16 protein-coding genes are annotated in these 22719 nt (G+C 45.3%); 7 read left to right on the forward strand and 9 right to left on the reverse strand.

The genetic code is table 11. The annotated features are described in order from the left end of the window. Positions 1-18 precede the first annotated feature (18 nt). The 4 genes from AB4Z08_RS12545 (at position 19) to AB4Z08_RS12560 (ending at position 2698) form a co-directional block, all read left to right on the forward strand. Positions 19-594, forward strand: coding sequence for a sigma factor-like helix-turn-helix DNA-binding protein (locus tag AB4Z08_RS12545; protein WP_441574081.1), 576 nt, complete (start codon positions 19-21; stop codon positions 592-594). Further along, entirely contained in the window at positions 584-1669 is a 1086-nt protein-coding gene (locus AB4Z08_RS12550; RefSeq protein ID WP_441574082.1) for a zf-HC2 domain-containing protein, read from the forward strand. Before AB4Z08_RS12545 ends, AB4Z08_RS12550 begins: the two co-directional genes overlap by 11 nt. A 73-nt stretch (positions 1670-1742) precedes the next feature. Further along, positions 1743-2324: an RNA polymerase sigma factor gene (locus AB4Z08_RS12555; protein WP_441574083.1), complete on the forward strand. Its 582-nt coding sequence runs from the start codon at positions 1743-1745 to the stop codon at positions 2322-2324. 17 nt (positions 2325-2341) lie between these two features. Beyond that, the gene (locus AB4Z08_RS12560) at positions 2342-2698 is read left to right on the forward strand and encodes an anti-sigma factor family protein (protein WP_441574084.1); all 357 of its coding nucleotides are present in this window, start codon (positions 2342-2344) and stop codon (positions 2696-2698) included. Between the two features lie 154 nt (positions 2699-2852). On the opposite strand, the gene AB4Z08_RS12565 is transcribed toward AB4Z08_RS12560, so the two are convergent. The 6 genes from AB4Z08_RS12565 to AB4Z08_RS12590 all read right to left on the reverse strand — a co-directional run bounded on the left by AB4Z08_RS12565 (position 2853) and on the right by AB4Z08_RS12590 (position 10428). Then, entirely contained in the window at positions 2853-3332 is a 480-nt protein-coding gene (locus AB4Z08_RS12565; RefSeq protein WP_441574085.1) for a nucleoside deaminase, read from the reverse strand. Between the two features lie 140 nt (positions 3333-3472). Beyond that, positions 3473-6073, reverse strand: a complete 2601-nt coding sequence (clpB, locus tag AB4Z08_RS12570; RefSeq protein ID WP_441574086.1) for an ATP-dependent chaperone ClpB — start codon at positions 6071-6073, stop codon at positions 3473-3475. 259 nt (positions 6074-6332) lie between these two features. Beyond that, the gene (locus AB4Z08_RS12575; RefSeq protein ID WP_441574087.1) at positions 6333-7178 is read right to left on the reverse strand and encodes a glycine betaine ABC transporter substrate-binding protein; all 846 of its coding nucleotides are present in this window, start codon (positions 7176-7178) and stop codon (positions 6333-6335) included. Between the two features lie 11 nt (positions 7179-7189). Further along, a complete protein-coding gene (locus tag AB4Z08_RS12580; RefSeq protein WP_441574088.1) occupies positions 7190-8020 on the reverse strand; it encodes an ABC transporter permease in 831 nt (276 codons plus the stop codon). Positions 8021-8046: 26 nt separating this feature from the next. Next, positions 8047-9240 carry a quaternary amine ABC transporter ATP-binding protein gene (locus tag AB4Z08_RS12585; protein WP_441574089.1) on the reverse strand — a complete coding sequence of 398 codons (1194 nt, stop codon included), beginning with the start codon at positions 9238-9240 and terminating at the stop codon, positions 8047-8049. 39 nt (positions 9241-9279) lie between these two features. Next, entirely contained in the window at positions 9280-10428 is a 1149-nt protein-coding gene (locus AB4Z08_RS12590; RefSeq protein WP_441574090.1) for a porin, read from the reverse strand. Positions 10429-10901: 473 nt separating this feature from the next. Between AB4Z08_RS12590 and AB4Z08_RS12595 the strand changes: the two genes are divergently transcribed. After that, positions 10902-12170, forward strand: coding sequence for a DUF937 domain-containing protein (locus AB4Z08_RS12595; protein WP_441574091.1), 1269 nt, complete (start codon positions 10902-10904; stop codon positions 12168-12170). Between the two features lie 65 nt (positions 12171-12235). Here AB4Z08_RS12595 and AB4Z08_RS12600 read toward each other — a convergent pair whose 3' ends face one another. Beyond that, entirely contained in the window at positions 12236-14149 is a 1914-nt protein-coding gene (locus AB4Z08_RS12600; RefSeq protein ID WP_441574092.1) for a DUF3857 domain-containing protein, read from the reverse strand. Positions 14150-14152: 3 nt separating this feature from the next. Next, complete coding sequence (locus AB4Z08_RS12605) at positions 14153-16168, reverse strand: transglutaminase domain-containing protein (protein WP_441574093.1); 2016 nt, start codon at positions 16166-16168, stop codon at positions 14153-14155. Between the two features lie 66 nt (positions 16169-16234). Here AB4Z08_RS12605 and queG point away from each other — a divergent pair, with 66 nt between their 5' ends. After that, the gene (queG, locus tag AB4Z08_RS12610; RefSeq protein ID WP_441574094.1) at positions 16235-17149 is read left to right on the forward strand and encodes a tRNA epoxyqueuosine(34) reductase QueG; all 915 of its coding nucleotides are present in this window, start codon (positions 16235-16237) and stop codon (positions 17147-17149) included. Between the two features lie 99 nt (positions 17150-17248). Here queG and AB4Z08_RS12615 read toward each other — a convergent pair whose 3' ends face one another. After that, positions 17249-18049 (reverse strand): hypothetical protein, encoded by an 801-nt coding sequence (locus AB4Z08_RS12615; RefSeq protein ID WP_441574095.1) that lies wholly within the window; start codon positions 18047-18049, stop codon positions 17249-17251. 397 nt (positions 18050-18446) lie between these two features. Here AB4Z08_RS12615 and AB4Z08_RS12620 point away from each other — a divergent pair, with 397 nt between their 5' ends. After that, positions 18447-22544 (forward strand): two-component regulator propeller domain-containing protein, encoded by a 4098-nt coding sequence (locus tag AB4Z08_RS12620; RefSeq protein WP_441574096.1) that lies wholly within the window; start codon positions 18447-18449, stop codon positions 22542-22544. The last annotated feature ends 175 nt before the right edge of the window (positions 22545-22719 follow it).

Genomic DNA, 22719 nt, shown 5'->3' on the forward strand with positions numbered 1-22719 from the left:
ATATAAAGTAATAAGTTTATGCAACAACAGTTAACCAATTTATCCGACAAAGAGCTGATATCCCGCGCCAGGAAACAGAACGACCGCGAGGCTGAAGGCGTATTGATGGACAGGTACAGTCATTTACTGGTAGCTGTTACCATTCCCCATTTGAGTAATAATTCCAACCTGGACCCCAATGTTGTATTTCCCGCCCTGCTACAAAGATTAAGTGCCAGTCTTAAAACGCAGACTATCTACAAAGCCAATGAATGGATCTTACATATACAGAAAGGATACCTGGGTAAACCGGAAAAAAATACACCTTTTTATCCATCACGCGATGGAAGAGATTTGTTACATATTGAAAATACAGTGGACAAAGCTGCTACCAATATCATCGACCGGCAGGATCTGATTGTCCGGCTGGAACAAGCCCTACAACGGCTACAGGCAGACGACAAAGCCATTATTACACAATTTTATCTTGAGAATAAATCTTTTGCAGACCTTTCAGCATCTACCGGATTATCACGGGAAAAGTTGAGATCCCAACTGAAAGCAGCCAAAGGAAAACTTGCCAAGCTATTTATGAACCAGGGATATGTTAAGTAGTAAACCGAATAATGATAAAGTACTAAAGATTTTTTCCGCTATCCGTTGCCTCAGCAGAGATCAGCTACCCCGTTATCTGGATGGGAGGCTCACAGACGTGGAAAGACATCTGGTAGAACAGCATCTCACAGATTGTGATCTGTGTTACGATGCCCTGCAGGCATTGGAAAAAGAAGGGAATACCGACAATTATCAGGATCTGACCAACAAACTGCAACGCTATGTACACAATAGCGTGCAGCCGGTTTCACATGGACATAAGGTAGCGCAATACACCCGCAAAGAAAAGAATAAGGAGCATATGCTGACTTATTTCTGGGTGGTAGCCTTTATTGGCTTAGGTATTGGCAGCATATATGTTTTACGTGGTCATATGCGGAATCAACCCCCTGTAAGAATCATGGCCGCCAGTATGCCTGCAAAGGATTCTGCCCAAACCAATGCTGTTACAACCGGCCCGGTGGTATCTCCTGTCAGCAATGACCCGGTAGTAGCACCTCCGCCCGTTACCCATAAATTAGAAACACCCGCTAAGCCGTTGGTAGCTGTAGCAGCCAATGCTACCCACCCGGATTCCATTGCCCTGAAAAAAGCGGCGGCATTGAAAGCATTGCAAAGGAAAGCGGCGGCAGACAGCGTAAAACGACAGGCACTTTTGCTGAAGCAGGCCGATTCGCTGAAAAAAGCCGCGGCCGATAAAGCCAAAGAAAAAGAAGAGGATAAAAAGCCCGATACCAAACCGGATAATAAACCTGCACCCAAAGAAGATAAACCCGATACCAAACCGGATCCTCCTAAAAAAGAAGCCCCGGTGACGGCCGTCAACAGCGATGAATACCTGTATAAAGCAGCGATGGTATACCAGCAACAGGGTAACCTGAGTGAAGCAATAGACCGGTACAGAAGAATTGAATCTGTCAGCTCCGGCAAATATGTAGAGATGGCGCGTTATCAACTGGCTATCTGCTATCGCAGCAAAGGACAAATGGGTAAAGCCCGCCGTATGTTCCGGGAAGTGGTGCGCATGGATGGTTCTATGAAAAGTGCGGCCCAACAGGCGTTAGATAGCATGTAATAAAAAAATATCAAAAATATTATGGACTTTTGCGAATGCTGCATCTCATATGCAGCATTCCATTTATTAGCCTGTGAATAATCCAGACATACAACAACTAACAGACCAGGAGCTACTGCAACGGTTCAAAGCTGATAACAACAGTGATTGGATAGGTGTGCTGTTTGACCGATATGCCTTGCTATTGCTCGGTATGTGCATGAAATACCTGAAGAATGAAGAAGATGCACGCGACGCCGTGCAGCAAATCTTTCTCAAGATGTTATCCGACATCAACAAACATGAGATACAGTTTTTCCGGGCCTGGATTTACCAGGTAACCAAAAATTACTGCCTGATGCAGTTGCGGCAAAAACATATGAAATACAAGGAAGAAATTTCCGACAAACATATGAGTGGCATCGCAGCTGAAGAGGAAGATAAGCGGGTATACCAGGAAAAGGATATCTTGCTGGAAAATATGGAACAGGCCATGAACCTGTTAGTTCCTGAACAGAAAGTTTGTGTACAGCTGTTTTACCTGCAAAAGAAATCATACCAGGAAATTGCTGATCAAACCGGATATAGCCTGCTACAGGTGAAGAGTTATATCCAGAATGGCAAAAGGAACCTGAAACTTTTACTGGAAAAACAACAACGCGCAAACAAAAGTTAATTTGCATCAATAGTGATATGAACGAGCATTTCAACGATATCTTTGTAACTACAGGCTGTCCTACACAACAGCAGCTGCTGGACTACGTGCAGGGTAAGCTGACTGCTGAAGAACAACATGAGGTAGAAATGCACCTGGCCGACTGCGAGCTTTGTAGTGATGCACTGGAAGGTCTGGCTGCTATAAAAGATAAGGAAAAGATACCCGGATGGATCATTGAGATGAAATGGGATCTTCTTAAAAAATTACGTAAACGTTACCGGACCAGAAGAAAAGCGGATAATAATATATACCTCACCGTTATCATTCTCAGTATCCTCTTTCTACTGCTGGCCCTATTCTGGGCATATCACTTTTCAGCTGTTAGGCATTAGCTTTTAGCTATTAGCAAATGCAGCGGAGATAAACACATGATGTTATTCGCTGCATTTACTAATAGCTAAAAGCTAATGCCTAAAAGCTAAAAATCATACATCTATCTCCGCTGCATTTTGCTAACAGCTAAAAGCTAACTGCTAACAGCTGTTTCTAATATAACGTTCTGTCTCCCCGTTCTTTCCAATCATGGAAAACCTCCAAAGCTGCTTTATCCGGCATCGCAATCAGCGGAATTTTTTTATGGGCATGGTCTTCTGCTATTTCCCTGTAAATAAATGAATCATCAAAATCAATAGCAGCCGCATCTTCCTTGGTATTGGCATAGTATACGCGCAGTGGTCTGGCCCAGTAGATAGCACCTAAACACATGGGGCACGGTTCACAGGAAGTATAGATTTCACAATCCTGTAGTTGGAAAGTACCTAACTTTTTGCAGGCCTGTCGTATCGCTACCACTTCTGCATGTGCTGTGGGATCTGTATCCGCAAGTACCTGGTTCCAGCCTTCTCCCACAATCTCCTCTCCTCTTACTACAATAGCTCCAAAAGGTCCGCCTTCACCATTTTCCATGCCCTTACGGGATAAAGCAATGGCATGCTGCATAAATCTTCTTTCTCTTTCTCCCGGCATACAATGACTATTTTGATTCATTCAAATTTAGGAAAAGCTATCGACAATACCTGCAGCAAGGCGCTGCGAAAACAATGCATAAAAAAGCCCCGCGAAGAATCGCGGGGCTTATCGTTAACTATGTATCGTCGTATTTAGAATTAATTGTTTCTGATTACTACTACGCCATCAAACACATCTATCAGCACTGGTTTGGATTTATCAATATCACCTCCAAGAATCTTCTTACTTAAGAGGTTAATGATTTCCTTCTGGATCAGGCGTTTCAATGGTCTTGCACCAAACTGCGGGTCATAACCCTGAACGGAAAGGTATTCGAGCGCATAATCTGAAAATTCCAATATCATGCCATTTTTCGCTACCATATCCTTCAGCTGTTGTAACTGAATGTTAATTATTCCCTTAATTTCATTTCTCATCAACGGCTGGAACATAATTACCTCGTCTATCCTGTTCAGGAACTCCGGACGGATGGTTTGTTTCAGCAGGGTCATTACCTCCTCTTTCGTCTTATCTACGATCTCTTCCCTGTTGGCATCGTTGATGTTTTCAAAGTTTTCCTGGATAATATGACTACCCATGTTGCTGGTCATGATGATGATGGTGTTCTTAAAATTCACCACCCGACCCTTGTTATCCGTTAAGCGCCCATCGTCTAATACCTGCAACAAAATGTTAAAGGTATCCGGATGTGCTTTTTCTATTTCATCCAGCAGGATCACGGAATAAGGTTTACGGCGTACGGCTTCTGTGAGTTGTCCACCTTCATCATATCCCACGTATCCCGGAGGTGCACCTACCAGGCGGCTCACAGAGTGTTTTTCCTGGTACTCACTCATGTCTATACGGGTCATCATGTTTTCATCGTCAAACAGGTACTCTGCCAATGCTTTGGCCAGCTCTGTTTTACCCACCCCGGTAGTACCGAGGAAAATGAAGGACCCGATAGGCCGGCGGGGATCCTGCAATCCTGCGCGGCTGCGGCGTATAGCATCAGATACAGCGATAATTGCTTCGTCCTGACCTATTACCCGCTGATGCAGCTCATCTTCCAGGTGCAGTAATTTATCTTTTTCACTCTGCATCATTTTAGATACCGGGATACCGGTAGCCTTGGCTACGTTTTCCGCGATGTCTTCTGCGTCTACTTCCTCTTTAAGAAGACGTTTATGATTAGCAGATATTTTATTCAATTCTTCTGTCAGATCGATGACCAGTTTTTCCTGCTCCTTCACTTTACCATACCGGATTTCGGCTACACGGCCAAAGTCCCCGTTCCGCTCTGCCTGTTCGGCTTCCAGCTTCAGGTTTTCAATCGCTGATTTAGCATTCTGGATCTGGTCCACTACTTCTTTCTCTGCCTGCCATTTTGCTTTGAAGGTGTTACGTTCTTCACTCAGCCTCGCTATTTCCTCTTTCAGCTCACGCAACTTATCTTCATCGTTTTCCCGCTTGATGGCTTCTCTTTCAATTTCCAGCTGCCTGATTCTTCTTTCCAGTTCATCCAGCTCTTCCGGCATGGAATTCATTTCCAGCCTGAGCTTCGCTGCACTTTCATCAATGAGGTCAATCGCCTTGTCCGGTAAAAAACGGTCGGTGATATAGCGATGTGATAATTCTACCGCTGCAATGATCGCTTCATCTTTGATCAGTACATGGTGGTGACTTTCATATTTCTCCTTCAGTCCACGTAAAATGGAGATGGCATCTTCCACGGAAGGCTCGTCTACCAGTACTTTCTGGAAACGTCTTTCGAGGGCTTTATCTTTCTCAAAATATTTCTGGTATTCATTGAGGGTGGTGGCACCGATCGCGCGGAGTTCTCCTCTTGCCAGCGCAGGCTTCAGGATATTAGCAGCATCCATGGCGCCTTCCATAGCACCGGCACCTATCAGGGTGTGGATTTCATCTATGAAGAGAATGATTTCTCCATTGCTTTCCGCTACTTCTTTTACCACACCTTTCAGTCTTTCTTCAAACTCACCGCGGTACTTGGCGCCTGCCATTAACGCACCCATGTCGAGCGCATAAATGATTTTTGATTTCAGGTTTTCCGGTACATCACCATTGATGATACGGTGGCCCAGCCCTTCCACGATGGCGGTTTTACCAACACCAGGTTCACCCACCAGGATAGGATTGTTTTTAGATCTGCGGGAAAGGATATGCAAGGTTCTGCGGATTTCCTCATCACGACCAATTACCGGGTCGAGCTTGCCTTCCCTGGCCATTTCGTTGAGGTTCTTCGCATACTTTTGCAGGGTATTATATTGATTACCGCCACTTTGTGAGTTGACAGTATCGCCTTTACGCAGTTCTTTGATCGCTGTTTTAAGTCCTTTCTCTGTAAGACCGGCATCTTTTAACAGTTTAGCGGTATCATCATTACCACCGAGGATGCCCAGCAGCAAATGCTCTACGCTTACAAATTCATCTTTAAATTCCTTGATAGCCGCGCCTGCCCGTAATATTACATTGTTGGCGTCCCGGCTCAGAGATTGACCGCCTTCGCCGGCAGCCATGCGGGGGTATTTATTTATCTGTTCATTGAGTTTACTGTTAACAAAAGTAGTGTTGACATCATTCTTCTTCAGTAAGTATTCAATGGGACTATCTTCGTCATTTAATAAGGCTTTTAGAAGGTGTCCTGTTTCAATAGACTGGTTTTGATTATTAAAAGCCAGTTGTTGTGCCTGTTGCAGTATTTCCTGCGATTTTATAGTGAAATTATTCAAGTTCATATCTGCTTATTTTGCTCCTTTTTTTGATGTTCTCAAACGTGCTTAGGTAACAACAAACCGTGATCCAATGTTCTATAACCGGTAATTATGACATATAAAACAAAGTATTACTGCATTTTTAGCAGAAAAGTAGCCTGGTAACTGCTATTTTTTCACGAGCAGAAGGCAGAAGGCAAAAAGCAAAAAGCTATGATAGCGGTTGATCATCCGCTATCATAGCTTTTTGCTTTTTGCTTTGTGCTTGGTGCTCTATTGCGATTTAATCCCAGCTTTTCACCAGCTCCTGGTTGTTCTTCATCCATTCCTTCACCGCAGCTTCTTCGTTACCATCAGCATCTGCCATAGCGCCCATCAGGGAGCCCAGTTGTTCACTGTTCAGCTGAAACTTACGAAAGAAATTAACGGCCACGGTGTCGGATATACTGAATTCGTTATTGGCGATAGTTTGAATTTTTTCTGTTTCTCCAAATACCTGTTTCGGATCTTCCAGGAAACGGAGTTTATAGCGGGAAAACATCCAGTGTGGCGCCCACCCGGTTACCACTACCGGTTGTTTTTCATCCATACTTTTCTTCAGGGTGGCCATCATAGCCGCTTCGCTGGAAGACTGCAACTGATAATCCAGTGCATAGGCCTTCACAGCGTCTTCTGCTTTGCCCATGATACCGGCACCCGCATCGATGCCTACGATGTGGCCTTCGAATTTATCTTTTACAGCATTGAGTTCATCGATACTTTTAATAGTCACGTAGTCCGGTACTACCAGGCCTATCTTAGCGCCTTCGAAATTGGTATTCAGTACCGTTACTTTCTGGCCGAAATTTTCCATATAGTTATGATGCGTCACGGGCATCCAGGTATCCAGGAATACATCCGCATCCCCTCCTGCCACAGCGGCAAATACAGGCGCCACATCTGCATTCTTCAAGGTTACGTGGTAGCCTTTCTGTTCCAGGATGCTTTTAGCCAGTTGTGTCATCGCCACACCTTCTGCCCAGTTTACATAGGCGATGGTAATTTTTTTATCTCCGTTCTGCGCACCGGAATTGCAGGCAGTAATGACTGTTACCAGGGCAGCCAGTGCGAATAATAATATCTTTTTCATATCAGCTGGTTTTAGTTGTTAGCGCGTTGTTTTCTTTTTCCGAATGATTGCGTGATGCGGTCCAGGATGATAGCCAGGATCACCACGGCAATACCACCTTCGAAGCCCAGTCCTATTTTCAGCTGGGTGATACCTTTCAGTACTACTTCTCCTAGTCCGCCGGCGGCAATCATGGCGGAGATCACGACCATAGACAATGCCATCATAATCGTTTGGTTTACGCCTGCCAGCAGTGTTGGCATGGCCAGTGGTAATTCTACCTTAAAGAGCAGTTGCCTGGAAGTGGCACCAAAAGAGCGGGTAGCTTCCACAATATCTTCCGGTACCTGTTTGATCCCGAGTGTGGTTAAGCGTACCGCCGGTGGCATCGCAAAGATGATGGTGGCAAAGACGCCCGGTACTTTTCCCAGTCCGAAGAATAATACTGCGGGGATGAGGTATACGAAAGCCGGCATAGTTTGCATAAAGTCCATCAGCGGACGCATAATTTTACCGGCAGTTTTATTTTTAGCAGCCCAGATCCCTAATGGAATACCTATTAATAAGGCAATTGCGGCCGATACAAGGATCAATGCGAGTGTTTCCATGGTTTGTCCCCAGTAACCCATACCATAGATCAAACCGAGGCCCAGGAGGGTCATTACGCCTACTCCCCAGCCGGCACGTCTCCATGCGAGGATGGCGAGTAAAGCAATCACGACATAAAAGGGGGTAAAAGTGAGCAGCCATTGCACACTGTTGACCATTGCCTCCACACCTACTTTGACCGTTTTAAAGAAGGGGCCGCAGTTGTGGGTAAGCCAGTTGATGAATTGTTCTATATATTTTCCTATTTTAATCATATCTTATTTTCGTTTATTCGCCGGGGTTATACAGGCTGATTACCTGTGGTTTCAATAATCAGGGATGTTTGTGAGATGAGACCCAGCAATTTATTATTCTGCGGATCTACTACTGCCACCGGCTTATCTGTTTCGGCAATAAAAGGCAACATCTGTTCTACCGTTGTATCAGGGTAAGCTACCGGCACATCGCGGTGAATGACTGCTTCAATTGTTTTATCGCCCCGCTTTTTCACTTCCAGTATTTCACGGAGATATACAAAGCCCAGGAAGTGCTTATCTACAGTTACTGCAGGCAGGATATCGAGGCCGGTAGCGCGCATTTTACGAAGGCTCCCTTCCGGTCCGTCTTTACGGAATACTGCCATGGTAGGTTTGGTATCCATCATAGAAGAGGCGGTGATAATGGTTTTACGGTCAACTTTTTCCACGAAAGAAGACACATAATCATTTGCCGGTGCCGTCAGGATTTCTTCGGGGGTACCAATTTGTATCACTTCTCCATCTTTCATGATAGCGATGCGGTCACCAAGACGAATCGCTTCATCGAGGTCGTGTGTAATGAAGATGATGGTTTTGTGCATTTTCTCCTGCAGATCCAGCAGCTCATCCTGCATCTGCGTGCGGATCAGCGGATCCAGTGCAGAAAAGGCTTCATCCATGAGCAGTACTTCCGGATCGTTGGCCAGTGCACGGGCGAGGCCTACACGTTGCTGCATCCCACCAGATAGTTCTGACGGCAGCATCTGTTCATATCCTTTAAGTCCCACGAGCTCCACTACACCAACGGCTTTGGCCGTTCTTTCCGGCAGGGACATGCCCTGCAGTTCCAGGCCAAAAGCAATATTTTCAAGTACGGTGCGGTGTGGCAGGAGACCGAACTTCTGGAACACCATGGAAATTTCCTTTCTGCGTGTTTGTTGCAGGGCGGCTTCATTCAGTTCAGTAATGTTGGTACCGTTGAATAAAATATCACCATCTGTAGGTTCTATCAGGCGGTTTAAGCAGCGCAGGAGACTTGACTTGCCGCTACCGGAGAGGCCCATGATCACAAAAAATTCTCCTTTCTCAATCTGGAAAGATGCATTTTTTACAGCCACAGTGCAACCGGTGGCTTCCAGTATGTCGGCTTTGCTTTTACCTTCCTTCAGCAGTTGCAGCGCCGTGTTACGTTCGCGGCCAAAGATGAGGGTCAGATTATCGATTTGAAGTTTAGGCATTGTTGAATAGTTTTAGCTGTTAACCGGCTAAGGCTTTTGTTAAAAATAGTAGCCAATATTTATGTTGAATCGACTGTGCCATTTGGCCTGGCTATCGCCGGCCGCAAGGGCATCTGTCCATACGGGACCCAGCCAGGGTTGGTTCTTTCCGGCGGCCCAGTCGATATAGGTAAAAATGTGTCCTGCCGTTATCATACAGCCGAGTACATTCATTTGTGTGTCTGCAAAACCGGTTTCCGGTTTATGCATATAGGAGTAATCGTTATAAAAAGTGAGTGCGCTAATGGGCCCCCAGTTCACCGGTTCCGTATATGCCAGTGAAGCGGTATGCAGAAAACTGCGGGCGGCCACCTGGTAAGCGGAGCCATAGGCAGCCATATCCACCGCTTTTTCAAACTGCGTAGAGTCGGCCACGTTATACCGGTAATACATAGACTGGAATTTAAGATTCCATCTCCGCCAGTTCAGATTACTATGTAAAGCGGCGCCCCAGTGGCTCCCCATATTACCGGAGGGAATATTATACAAACCACCCAGCATAACGGAAGCGCCTATACTGTTATGCTCATTAAAAAAATACTCCGTGCGGGCGTTACCCTGATTCACTTCTTTATTTCTGCCTGCCGCATCGTAACTGTAGCGACCCGGGTCAATTTCCGTTTTGTCGCCGAAGTTTAGTTCTTCTGCATTTTTAAAAAAGGCCAGTTGGTATACCCAGTGGGGATTACGGCGTTCGAACTTAATCCCCATATCATAATCATCTTCCTTACCTACATAATAAGGCAGGTTAAAGAACCAGCTATGCGAGTTATAGGTTTGATTACCAAAGGGCACTTGTGTAAGACCGATATCTACCTGTGTGCTGTCATTGAAATGATAGCGTACATAACCTTCTTTCAGCATACTGCCGCCAAAATCTTTCGAATAAAAGCGATATTCTGCATGTAGGGATAGCCTTTTCCAGGAGGCACCTGCATTTACGCGGAACATATCGAAGCCAAAATCACCACCGCGTTTTACCTGTTCCTTTTTCCAGGAAGAGAGGTTGTAATTAAAGCGCAGGGCTCCGCCTATATGAAAGGTGGGCTTATCCTTTTTGGTTTCGGTACTATCCTGTGCAACAACAAGCATACTCGGCAAGAGAAGCAGTAAGCATAGCAAAAACCAATACGATGATGGTTTAATCATAGTTATTAATTTTCAAATATGTTTAAGCTGATCTTTTTCCTGGCGACATAGGAATCCTATGTGCATGCAACTGCATAAAACAGCTAGCCGGAAAGGGAAACCGGGCGCGATGTGGCCCGACAAATGATCAAATCCAATAAATATTGACTGTTATAGCGTATTGCATCGTGCACGGAAGGCACATTAAACAGTCGAAAAAATGCGTAAAGCACGGCGAAGGTACGAAAAAATGGCTGCCGGACCAAAGGAAAAGCAAAAAAAGGTATACATCTCACTATAAATCAACATCTTATTTATAATTCGTTATATATCAAAATTGATATCTTATAGTAATTATTAAGCGATTCAAACAACGCGGGTGACTCTGTTGTTATACAATTTCCTGTAACATACGTCTGTCTGTTCCTGCTAAGAGCCGGATGATTGAGAATCAAAACCGATCAATACATTCATCATCATTAAACCCTACAATTATGTCTTTCGACTTACTGGAAAGCGCTAAAAGTATTTTCAACAACAATGTAGTTAGTCAGGCTTCCTCACAACTCGGAGAGAGCGAGGGGGGCATTCAGAAAGCCTTAAGTGGTATTGTACCGGTCATCTTAGGCGGCCTGCTCAGCAAGGCAGGATCTTCCGGAAGTGCCGGCGGTTTACTTGACATGGTAAAAGGGGTAGCGGGGGATGCCAATCCATCTGCCATCACTGGTGCCCTGCAGGGTGGAGCGGGAGGTTTGGTTGGTAAAGGGGCAGATTTGCTACGTAGCCTGTTTGGCGACAAGGTGAACGCTCTTATTGGTATGCTGGCCTCTTTTGCCGGTATTAAAGAATCGTCTGCCAGTACGCTGATGGCATCAGCTACGCCGGCCACGCTGGGCACGGTAGGTCAGTATGCAGCACAAAACAATCTTTCGCCTAATTCCTTTCTTTCTTTACTGGATTCTCAAAAAGATAAAATACTGGGGGCTATTCCCGGTGGCTTAAACATTGCAGGGATCCTGGGACTGGCCAACCTGGGTGATCTGGGTAAGAAACTGGGCATTACCGGCGATACCGCCACTACTACCGGCGGTGCGGTAAATATAAAACCAGCTCCCACCAGTAATCGCTGGGTTTGGTCGTTACTCCTGATATTAGTCGCCATCATTTTACTGTGGTACCTGATGCGCGGTTGTGGTGGTAACAAACCAGGCACCATGCCGGTGAGCGATAGTGTAACTACCAGCCAGCTGGCCGATTCTGCTACTATGAACGTTACCCCAGGTGGTCCGGTAGTAACCCGTGAAAGCATTAAAGTAACCCTCCCAGACGGCACTGTACTGGATGCATATAAAGGAGGTATAGAAGATCAGCTCGTAACATTCCTGAAAGATGATACCCGTAAAGCCGGCAAAGATGTATGGTTTGATTTCGATAACCTGAATTTCAAAACCGGCAGCGCTGAACTCACAGAAGAAAGTATGAAACAGGTGGGTAACATCGCGGCAATCATGAAGGCATTTCCAAAAGCCAAAATAAAAATAGGTGGCTATACCGATCGTACCGGTGACAGCACTGCCAATCTGCGTCTTTCCAAAGAACGTGCAGAATCCGTAGTTACTTCACTGAAGAAAAACAATACGAATAGTGCACAGCTACTTGGTGCAGAAGGATATGGTTCACAATTCGCCAAGGCTGCGGCTACTGCTTCTGATGAAGAAAAGAAAAAAGACAGACATATATCTGTTAGCGTGAGAGAGAAATAAAGAAAAAAATTACGAATTACGAATTATGAATTACGACTCACGTAATTCGTAATTCGTAATTTTTGTTACTGCTTCACCAGCACCAGCCGACTTCTGTCTGCCCTGTATATCGTGGCATAAAACTTTACGAGTTCCGGGAAATCAGTCGCCGGAAACACGCCCGCCTTCTGTTCCATTTTTCGTATATAGTTTAACGTATTTCCTTTCAATACAATGGTACTGCTGTAAGTGCCGAACTTTCCTGACACCGTTACCCCTGCCGGCAATGATTCCGGCTGATAGCCAGGAGGCAATGTAATATTTACCGTGTCGATATCCCGGTATGCATAATTAAATTTAATCTCCGATTTACGGGCTTCTTCCGCATCCAGCTTCATGCCTCCACGGGAGAGTATATCAGGCACCAGGAACATTCGTTTACCCGTTACCGTAGCATAGTTATGTCCTTTGATCTGTATCTTCTCCTCAATAGAAGGAATGACGGTACCCAGTTCTTTACAGCGATAACCTGTGATATCGTAACTGGAAAGGTCCAATCCTTTCCGCAGGGCCTCCAGTTGCTTTTCTTCGCTCAGCTCATGAATCATGCTATGTAGCCCGTCCTGCTGCAATCCACTATGAATGGTGACAGCACTGATATCAATGTTACCGCTGGAATCCACCAAAGCGGAAACGGTACGGAGTTGTTCATTACAGTCCATTCCATAAAAGGGGGTGCGTATCAGTTTACTTTCTTTTTCATCTATCAACAGTACCGGTCTGTTGTCTGTAAAAGCACCCAAATACCCCACGGGCATTGTGTTACTGGTACATTCCAGCCAGGTGGTATCTTTTGCATCCGGTATACAAAGGATTACGTGATTAAACTGGAACGATGGAAAATCCTCCCGGATAGTATGTGCATTGGGACCGGCTTTCACCAGCACACAATTGGATTTGATACCTGCTTCTTTTAATAATGCCATCATATAATTAGACAGCGCCTTACAATCGCCATAGCCTTTTGCTGCCACAGCGGTAGCCTCAAAGGTTTGCCAGCCGCCTATTCCCAGTTGAATACTGATATAGCGGTTATTCTGTTGCATGAATTTATAGAGCACCTTTATTTTTTCCGCGCGGCTGCTGATGCCTTTGGTTAGTTCCTGTACTTTCGCTTTTATGTTATCCGGCAGCACATCTCTTCCTTCATTCAGTTTATATACGAAAGTGCCAAAATCCTTCCAGGTGCTCATATTACCTTTGTAGCGTTCCAGTTCAAAATCCGTTGACGCCAGGAAAACGCTGGGGGTGCGACGATAAAATTCGTCCGGGTTCACTTCCGACTTCAATGCTGCCAACTGCTTTACTTCCCAGGCATAGGTTTTTATATTTTTATCCGTTGTTGCTACTGGTTCTCCATTATAGAGATAACTACGATAGCGCAATGCATAATCCGATGGCACTGTTACGGTGAGCTTACTCTGCTCTACGGTGCAGTCGATGCCGTCCTGCGGTTGCCATAGCGGTAACCAGGCGGTATTACCGGAACGAACTTCTACGGTATATTCTACCGTATAAGGATATACGGCATAATAAAACTGGTGCAGTTTCATGCGCGCATCTGTCATCAGGCTGGCATCATCTACAGCGCTTACATCCCTGATTTCGCTTTGTTTCAGCCGCTTTACCAGTTCACCGTCAGCATCATACAAGGCGCCGCTGATAGAGCGGATCTCCCGCAGCTTATCGTAGTATTCGTACAGATGTACGTCTGCAGCGCCGGCTTCATCCAGCACTGTAGTAATATAATGATAAGTAATACGCGTATCCGACAGATCATTTACTTTAACGGTGGTTTCATCCAGCCTTTTCACCACATGTGCATTTTCTTTCAGGGCGGCCGGAATATTTTTAGCGGGATAAAACGGCTCTCCTGCCAGCGCAGGCTGTGTGGCTATTGCCAGCAGCAGGCCCACGCTTATTGTTAACAGCTTGCGCATACTTTACTTTTTCTTTTTTAAGACAATCTGCTCTGCCTGTTTTTTTACTATCAGGTCATAAAACTCACGCAGTGTGCTATAATCCTCGGGCTCAAAATTTGCTTTGCTCAATTTTATGCGGCAGCGCAACTGTATATGATTTTCCTGTTGCTGAATAAGATACTGAAATTGTCCTTCATGTTCATTGAAGTTCGCGATAGTAGGTTTGGGTAATTCGTCTACCTCATACCCTTCCGGCACATCCATGTTAAAGGAATATACTTCATCGGATACGTTATTCATTTCCACCGGAAATTTACGTTCCATTGATTTAAAAGGGTTGTTTTTATAGGCTTCTCCCAGCATCGGGTTGATGTATAATACATCTTCATTGCCCAGCTGCATTTTAAATTCGTACTTCACCATCACCGGTGATTCCAGCTCTTTCAGGTCTTCCACCTCTTTATTTGACAGTTCCAGGTCGCCGGTATATCCTTTCGCGATTTCTTTAAAGTATTCCTCCTGGCTTTTCTCTTTAATTTTGGTACGTACGTTATAGGATTCAAAATACGTAGGTCGTTGCATGAATGAGCCACTGATGGAACCATTTTCTATTTTACCTAACATTACGCTGGTGAATTTCTGTTCATTCAGCGAATCGGCGCCCAGGAAAACAGGTGTGGCAAAATCATCCACTGTTCTGGCTGCGCCGTTGTAGCAGGCCGGCGGTAATTTACAGAAGCCCATCAGCGGTTCAGAAGCATCCAGGTTAATGTATCCGTCTCCCAGGTTTACACTGGCAATTACATAGTTGAAACGGGTATACAGCGGATAAAACTGGTACACATATCCATTGCCGCGGGTACTGAGTATTACGGGCGAAGCAAAGAGCCCTGCTTTTTTCAGCATGGCTACCAGCAGGATATTTATTTCTGCCACATTTCCATTCTTTGAGCTGAAGACAGTTTTCAGTGATCTTTTCATCCACAATGCGCGGTGACCGGTACAGGTAAAGTTATCCCGTACCCAGGTAAATATCTTCTGTGCTTTTTCCTTGTTTGTTTTGGCATCTTTTACCAGGTCTTCCACGGTATTAGCCAGGAAGCCGTTATTGTTATCAAGTGCGCCGGCCATTTCCGGATCTTTCATCATATCCTTCATCAGGTCTTCCCAGGTACTTTGCACCGGTTTACGTGGCTGATCGGGCCAGTTGTAGGCCGACAGCTGAAACTCTACCCGGTTAATATAGTTGTCCGTGGTGGTGATAAAACTTTCATCATGAATAGCCGGCACATCTTTCAATGCCCATCTATAGGTAGTAATATTAGGTGTCACAGTCACCATTTGAGTAGGACCGCCGGCACCACGTGATTCATCACGGAAAGTAAAAGTAGAACGACTGAAATCTTTTGTCTTTACCACATACTTCTCATATCCCTGCGGGATGAGCATGTAGTCAAAATACTCAGGAATGGACACACTGTATTCGCTCCACAGGCGCGGGTACTCGCCCTGAAAGTCCCAGGCCCGCAGGTGTCGGTAATATGGCGAAGCAATGGTATAGGTATATTCTATGATAGTTCCTTCTTTTACGGCAGGCAGGGTAAATTTCTTTACCAGCAGCGCCTTATCCTGTTTATCACTGAACACATTTTTGCTCTCCATTTTCGTTTCTACCACTTCCCCATTTTCCAGGTTATAGGCGGATGCTTTCAGGTTCAGCAATTTCTCTTCCTGTGTTTCGGATTTATATAGCGGAACCTCTACAGTAGCTACGTCGTAGCCGTTTTTGTCAACGATTTTAAAGCGGCGGTGAACTTTATACACCAGTCGCAGATCATTCCCATCTGATTCAAAAACAGAGGATCCAATTTCACCGAGCACGATAGCGTGGGCGCCCGTGTCCTGTTCAAATTTTTTTACGATGAATTCCTCTTTTGAAATTTTTCCGAATTTCATTTTAACTCCCTCCTGAGCAACTGCACAAAGGGAAAACAAACTGCTTACCAGGCAGGTAAGCATAACAAGGGTATAACGCATACAGTTAAATAGCATAAGGGATAATATGCAGGGCTAAGGTATAAAAATTCACGTAATTTCGCTGTAATGACGCATACTTTATTCATAAAAGAGCTGGCAAAAGAGTTGGGATTTGATCACTGCGGCATTGCGAAAGCAGTGCAGCTGGATGATGACGCGCGGCGGCTGGAAACCTGGCTGAATAAGGGTATGCACGGCAACATGCAATATATGGAGAACCACTTCGACAAGCGGATAGACCCCCGTAAGCTGGTAGATGGTGCCCAATCCGTGATTACGCTGTTGTTTAACTATTTTCCTTCCAAGCTACAGCGGGAGGATGCGCCGCGTATTTCCAAGTATGCTTATGGACATGATTATCATGAGGTAATCCGGGCCAGGTTGAAAACGATGTTACTGCGCATGCAGGAACGTATCGGTCCCGTGCAGGGACGTGGGTTTGTGGACTCGGCGCCGGTGTTGGAGCGTGCCTGGGCCAGGCGTAGCGGTCTTGGCTGGATAGGAAAAAACGGGAACCTGATCCACAAACAGGCAGGTTCATTTTTCTTCATTGCCACCCTCATTACAGATATTGAACTGGAGTATGATGGCCCTGTGGCCGACTATTGCGGATCCTGTACCCGCTGCCTGGACGCCTGTCCTACGGAAGCGCTGGTAGCACCGGGAGTGGTAGATGGCAGTAAATGTATTTCTTACTTTACGATAGAGCTGAAAGATCAGCTGATACCTGATAAGATGAAGGGACAGTTTGACGACTGGATGTTTGGTTGTGATACCTGCCAGGACGTATGTCCGTGGAATCGTTTCTCCAAGGCACACCAGGAGGCGGAATTTACACCAGTACCAGCCATACTCAACTTTTCTACCCGGGATTGGGAAGAGCTGACAGAAGAAGCATTTAAAAACATCTTCCGCCACTCCCCCCTTAAGCGAAGCAAGTTCGCCGGTATCCGCAGAAATCTTAATTTTCTCAGCTCTTAGCCATTTTTCAGCTGTTAGCCATTAGCTGTTAGCTGTTAGGCAAATGCAGCGAAGATCAACAAATTATGTACTACGCTGCATTTGCCTAACAGCTAACAGCTAATGGCTAACAGCTGAAATAATCCATTGCGTGAGGTCGGCTGCTGCTTCGACGTTCTGGTAAGATGATGGTAATCTCTTTCCATCTACATATTCGTTGTAAAACCAGGGGTCTCCTACGGCAAACACTGTTCCTTTACCTACCCGCGCTTTCGCCATGATAACGTATTGGCCATCTTTGAATACTGCCCGGGCAGGAGATTTTAGTTGGAGGGTAGACAATTCCTTGATATATACTTTTCTTCCTGGCTTAAAGATCTCATGGCCGGGAGGGATATTGAATGTTCCCTGCTCCCAGTTCTTTCCCTGTACCCGGTTGCGGCTGTCGCCATTAAAATGGATACCGAATTTTTCACTCAGCTTATTGAAGTGGTCAAATTCTGCGTTGGCAGAGTCATTCTCCATCAATACCAATACGCCACCGGCTTTTACCCAGTTAAAAATGACCGCAGCATCCTTTTCATTCATATAGTTGGGATGAGGAGATTCCTTTTCCGTATCCGGGTCAATGATCATATAGATATTGGTTTTCTGCAGATTGGCAGCGGTGGGTGCTTCCAGCAGGCTATCTCTTTTCACACCCAATGAGTCAAAGATGCCTCCCCAGATGGAAATACCGCCATTATCCGTTTCATTCCAGATGTAATGCCACCGGACGGGATTACCGGCTTTGTCGGGTTTAAATTCGTTGTTGTAGTAGTAGTCGAGGGTTACGGTGAGTCCCTTTCCAGGCTGTTGCTGGGCCATGGCAGTCAATGCCAGCCCACATAACAACATCATACTTATAGTAATACGCTTCATGGATTTTCAGATTGGCAAAAAAAGTACTCAATAATATTTAAAGATTATAGCAGACCACGAATGAAATTATCTTGTACCGGAAAAAAGGTCATTCATGGCGGGTTTCCAATTTTTTTTAAATATTGTTTGCTAATTTCTTGACAATCGTTTTACCTTCACCTACTTTTGTATAGCAAGAGGCTGGCTACCCCAATAAAATCGCAAACATCACTTATTATATACCGGTTATGCCGGACAATTAGCTGATTAACTTTTTATGGACCTGAGTGCCATAACGTGGAATTTTAGCAATAAAGGTCGAATTCTTTCGACCTTTCTTTGTTTATAACCGTTTTGTACTATATTGTTGCGCCTTTATAATTGTCAGACTAACAATTTTCAACCAAGGGATGTGTACATGCGGAAGAGGCTCTTCATATTCACGTTTTTAATACTACTTGCAACGCTTACGTGGGCGCAAACCCTCACCTATCAGTTCAACCGGATTGATATTAACCAGGGCTTGTCCAATAACCAGGTAAACTGTGTATTCAGGGACAGCACCGGTTTCATGTGGATCGGCACCGTATCTGGCCTGAACCGGTTTGACGGGTACCATTTTACCGTATACCAGCATGATTTGCGCGACAGCACTTCCGTGTCCGATAATAATATAAGTAAAATCATGGCGGGTCCCGGGCAGCAGCTCTGGATCCAAACCCGCACCGGCATTAATATATATCAACCGCAGACCGCAAAGTTTAACCGGCATCCTGAAACCCTCCTCAGGCAATGGGGTATTCCGGGCAACGTATTGACAGACATCGTAAAAGACAGGGCCGGACAGTGCTGGTTTCTCCATCCTACTGCCGGTATATTTATGGTAGATACCCATAACAAGTCCCTATCGTTAGCACATTCAGCTGACAGTACCAGCATTGCCACCAACAGCGTTTCCGCCATGGTCCAGGATAAGGCAGGCGATTACTGGCTGTTGCATAGCAGCGGTACCCTGGAAAAAATGGATGCCCGCAGCCATCGGATCGTGTACCGTAACCATACCCTCGTAAAACCAGAACATCCGGTTACCACCTGGAACATGGTCACCGACAACGATGGCGACCTTTGGATATTCAGTAATAATGAAGACAACGGTGTTTACTTTTTTGTCGTGAGTGATCACCACTTCCGTCATATTGATCAGGCTACCCCGGGGTTGGCACTGAACAATAATATTGTCAGGGGTATTGTTCCGGATAATAACGGACAGATCTGGATCGGCACAGACCATGGTGGCATCAATATTATTGATAAGAAAGACCAAAGCATCCGGTATATCCAGAATATCAACGAAGATAACCGCAGCCTGAGCCAGAACAGCACCACCACGCTGTATAAAGACAATACCGGTATTATATGGATAGGCACTTTTAAAAAAGGACTGAACTACTACCACGAAAACATGGTAAAGTTCCCACTCTTTCAATACCAGGCGTATAGCCGTAACAGTTTACCGTATAATGATGTGAACCGATTTGTGGAAGATGCCAGCCATAACCTATGGATAGGTACCAACGGCGGTGGACTGATCTATTATGACCGAACCCGGAATACTTTTACCCAATACCGTCATGACACCGGCAACCCCAACAGTATATCCGGTAACGTTATAGTAAGTCTGTGGATAGACCATCGCCAGCAACTATGGGTGGGCACCTATTTCGGGGGACTCGACCGGTTTGATGGTCATCAGTTTATCCATTACAAGCATGACCCTAAAGACAGTAACAGCATCAGTGACAACAGCATCTGGGAAGTGCTGGAAGACAAAAACCACCAGCTCTGGGTAGGTACCCTCAACGGCGGTCTTAACAGGATGGACCCTGTAACACAACAGTTCCGTCACTTTCAGCAGGAGGTACCCTCCAAATATATTTCCGCCCTGCTTGAAGACAAAGCAGGCAACCTGTGGATCGGGACTTCCGAAGGACTGGATGTAAGAAACCCAACAACCGGTGCCTTTAAACATTACAGCAATACTCCTTCCGCAGGAGGAAGCCTGAGTCATAATAACGTCGTCTGTATTTTCCAGGATAGCCAGGACCGCATCTGGGTAGGCACCCGCGAGGGATTGGATCTTTTTAACCCTAAAAACAACAGCTTCCATACACTCCGTAAAGAAGACGGGCTGCCCGATAATTCTATCCTCAATATCCTGGAAGCAAACGATCATAGTATATGGATGAGTACACCCAATGGATTGTCTAACATGACCATTCATCCGGCAACTAACGGCAAAGGGCCTACGTATTCGTTCAAAAACTATGATGAATCCGATGGTTTACAGGGCAAGGAGTTTAATGAAAATGCCGCATTAAAAACAAGTCGGGGTGAGCTCATATTTGGTGGTGGCAACGGTTTTAATATCTTCTACCCCAATACAATTGCCGTCAACAAAAATATACCACCGGTTGTATTAACAGATCTGCAGATATTTAATAAAAGTATTCTCCCTGGTGAAAAAATCAATGGCAGGATACTACTCACTTCCGCTATATCAGAAACACGCAGCATTACCCTGAAGTACAGTGAAAATGTTTTTTCCCTGGAATTTGCTTCCCTGAATTATTTCCATCCGGAGAAAAACAGGTACGCTTATATTCTGGAAGGTTTTAACAAAGAATGGTTGTATACCGATGGCCTGCAACGAAAGGCCACCTTTACCAACCTTGATCCGGGGGTGTATACCTTCCGGGTAAAAGCTTCCAATAATGATGGCATCTGGAATGATACCGGGCTTACCTTACAAATCCGCATACTACCGCCTTTCTGGAAAACATGGCCGGCCTTCCTTTGCTATGCACTGCTGATATTGGGAGCATTATTGCTGGCCCGCAGGATTATCCAGGAAAGAGAAAGGCTGAAGTTCAGGATGGAGCAACAAACACAGGAAGCCGCACGCATGCATGAACTGGATACCCTGAAAATACGCTTCTTTACCAATGTCAGTCATGAGTTCAGAACACCGCTCAGTCTTATTATTACCCCCCTGGAAAAGATCATCCGGCAAACGACTGAAGGAAATTTAAAAGGGCAGCTGGAACTGATGCAAAGAAATGCCAGGCGCCTGCTTAACCTCGTGAACCAGTTACTTGACTTCCGTAAAATGGAGGTACAGGAAATAAAACTACATACCACTGAAGGAGATATCGTTGGTTTTATAAAGGAACTAACCGGCTCCTTTTCTGACCTGTCCGACAAAAAGCATATACAGCTTGCCTTTCAGAGTGATGTACAAGAACTGAAGATGCTGTACGATGCAGATAAAATAGAGAAGATCCTCTTCAACCTGCTCTCCAATGCATTTAAATTTACCCCGGAACAAGGTAGTATATCCGTTCATGTTAGTTACCAGGAAGCAGCAGCACAACTGGAAATAGCGGTGAAAGATAACGGCATCGGTATTCCATTGGAAAAACAGGATCATATCTTTGAACGCTTCTTCCAGCATGAAGTACCTGCTTCCATGGTAAATCAGGGCAGTGGGATTGGTTTATCCATTACCCGTGAGTTTGTAAAAATGCATGGGGGAAGTATCAGTGTAGATAGTGCCCCGGAAATGGGCAGTTGCTTCACCGTACTCCTGCCCGTAAAAACGGCAACGGCGGTGGTATTGGGCACTGTGCAGGAAACGATAAACAATGCCCCGACTGTAGCACCTGCCATCCCTGTTAGTAGCAGCAGCAAGAAGCCGGTGATCCTGTTGGTAGAAGACAACGAAGATTTTCGCTTCTACCTGAAAGACAACCTGGGACAATATTTCCAGATCATAGAAGCCGAAAACGGAATGGTTGCCTGGAAGTTACTACAGCATACCCTCCCCCATCTGATCGTGAGTGATATATCGATGCCTGAGATGGATGGACTGGAACTATGTAAGAAAGTGCGTGCACAGCAGCGCACTGCACACCTTCCTATCGTACTGCTTACTGCCCGGGCAGAAGAGGCCCAGCAACTGGAAGCCCTCGAAACTGGCGCGTCTGATTATATTACCAAGCCGTTTAATTTTGAAGTATTGTTGTCCCGTATAAAAAACATTATCTCCCAACAGTCCTCCTTACGGAAAACCTTCCAGCAGCATATAGAGGCACATCCCAGTGAGGTGGCTATTTCTTCCGCTGATGAACAATTTATCCAACAGGCATTACAAATTGTAGAGAAGAATATCTCCAATCCTGACTTTTCTGTAGAAGAACTAAGTCGTGCTTTGTTTATGAGCCGGGTATCTGTTTATAAGAAAATTTTAGCGCTCACCGGCAGGTCGCCCATTGAATTTATCCGGAGTATACGCTTAAAACGAGCGGCCCAACTGCTGGAGAAGAGTCAGCTAACAGTGGCCGAAGTGGCCTATGAAGTAGGTTTCAACAACCCTAAATATTTCACCAGGTATTTTAAGATGGAGTACAATGTACTGCCGTCTGTATATAAAGCAGAAGGCGGAAAGCATAAAGCATAAAGCTATTGTAGCGGAGGTTGCTGTCTGCAACCGGATACATTCGCGACAATAGCTTTCTGCTTTATGCTTTATGCCTTCTGCCTTCTGCTAAAACAACAAATCTGCCCTATTAAATAACGAAATGCTACCCCTTCCTCCCGGGGGCAATGGATAATTTTGCCGGATTGATTATTAA

The organism is Chitinophaga sp. RAB17 (assembly GCF_052114225.1).
In the GTDB taxonomy this organism is placed as follows: Bacteria; Bacteroidota; Bacteroidia; order Chitinophagales; family Chitinophagaceae; genus Chitinophaga.

Excerpts from the sequence above, each read along its gene's own strand:
- AB4Z08_RS12590 (WP_441574090.1), bottom strand. The coding sequence starts at position 10,428 with ATGATTAAACCATCATCGTATTGGTTTTTGCTATGCTTACTGCTTCTC.
- AB4Z08_RS12615 (WP_441574095.1), bottom strand. The coding sequence starts at position 18,049 with ATGAAGCGTATTACTATAAGTATGATGTTGTTATGTGGGCTGGCATTG.
- AB4Z08_RS12585 (WP_441574089.1), bottom strand. The coding sequence starts at position 9,240 with ATGCCTAAACTTCAAATCGATAATCTGACCCTCATCTTTGGCCGCGAA.
- AB4Z08_RS12560 (WP_441574084.1), top strand. The coding sequence starts at position 2,342 with ATGAACGAGCATTTCAACGATATCTTTGTAACTACAGGCTGTCCTACA.
- AB4Z08_RS12605 (WP_441574093.1), bottom strand. The coding sequence starts at position 16,168 with ATGCGTTATACCCTTGTTATGCTTACCTGCCTGGTAAGCAGTTTGTTT.
- AB4Z08_RS12550 (WP_441574082.1), top strand. The coding sequence starts at position 584 with ATGTTAAGTAGTAAACCGAATAATGATAAAGTACTAAAGATTTTTTCC.
- AB4Z08_RS12565 (WP_441574085.1), bottom strand. The coding sequence starts at position 3,332 with ATGCCGGGAGAAAGAGAAAGAAGATTTATGCAGCATGCCATTGCTTTA.
- AB4Z08_RS12545 (WP_441574081.1), top strand. The coding sequence starts at position 19 with ATGCAACAACAGTTAACCAATTTATCCGACAAAGAGCTGATATCCCGC.
- AB4Z08_RS12600 (WP_441574092.1), bottom strand. The coding sequence starts at position 14,149 with ATGCGCAAGCTGTTAACAATAAGCGTGGGCCTGCTGCTGGCAATAGCC.
- clpB (WP_441574086.1), bottom strand. The coding sequence starts at position 6,073 with ATGAACTTGAATAATTTCACTATAAAATCGCAGGAAATACTGCAACAG.
- AB4Z08_RS12575 (WP_441574087.1), bottom strand. The coding sequence starts at position 7,178 with ATGAAAAAGATATTATTATTCGCACTGGCTGCCCTGGTAACAGTCATT.
- AB4Z08_RS12595 (WP_441574091.1), top strand. The coding sequence starts at position 10,902 with ATGTCTTTCGACTTACTGGAAAGCGCTAAAAGTATTTTCAACAACAAT.
- AB4Z08_RS12620 (WP_441574096.1), top strand. The coding sequence starts at position 18,447 with ATGCGGAAGAGGCTCTTCATATTCACGTTTTTAATACTACTTGCAACG.
- queG (WP_441574094.1), top strand. The coding sequence starts at position 16,235 with ATGACGCATACTTTATTCATAAAAGAGCTGGCAAAAGAGTTGGGATTT.
- AB4Z08_RS12580 (WP_441574088.1), bottom strand. The coding sequence starts at position 8,020 with ATGATTAAAATAGGAAAATATATAGAACAATTCATCAACTGGCTTACC.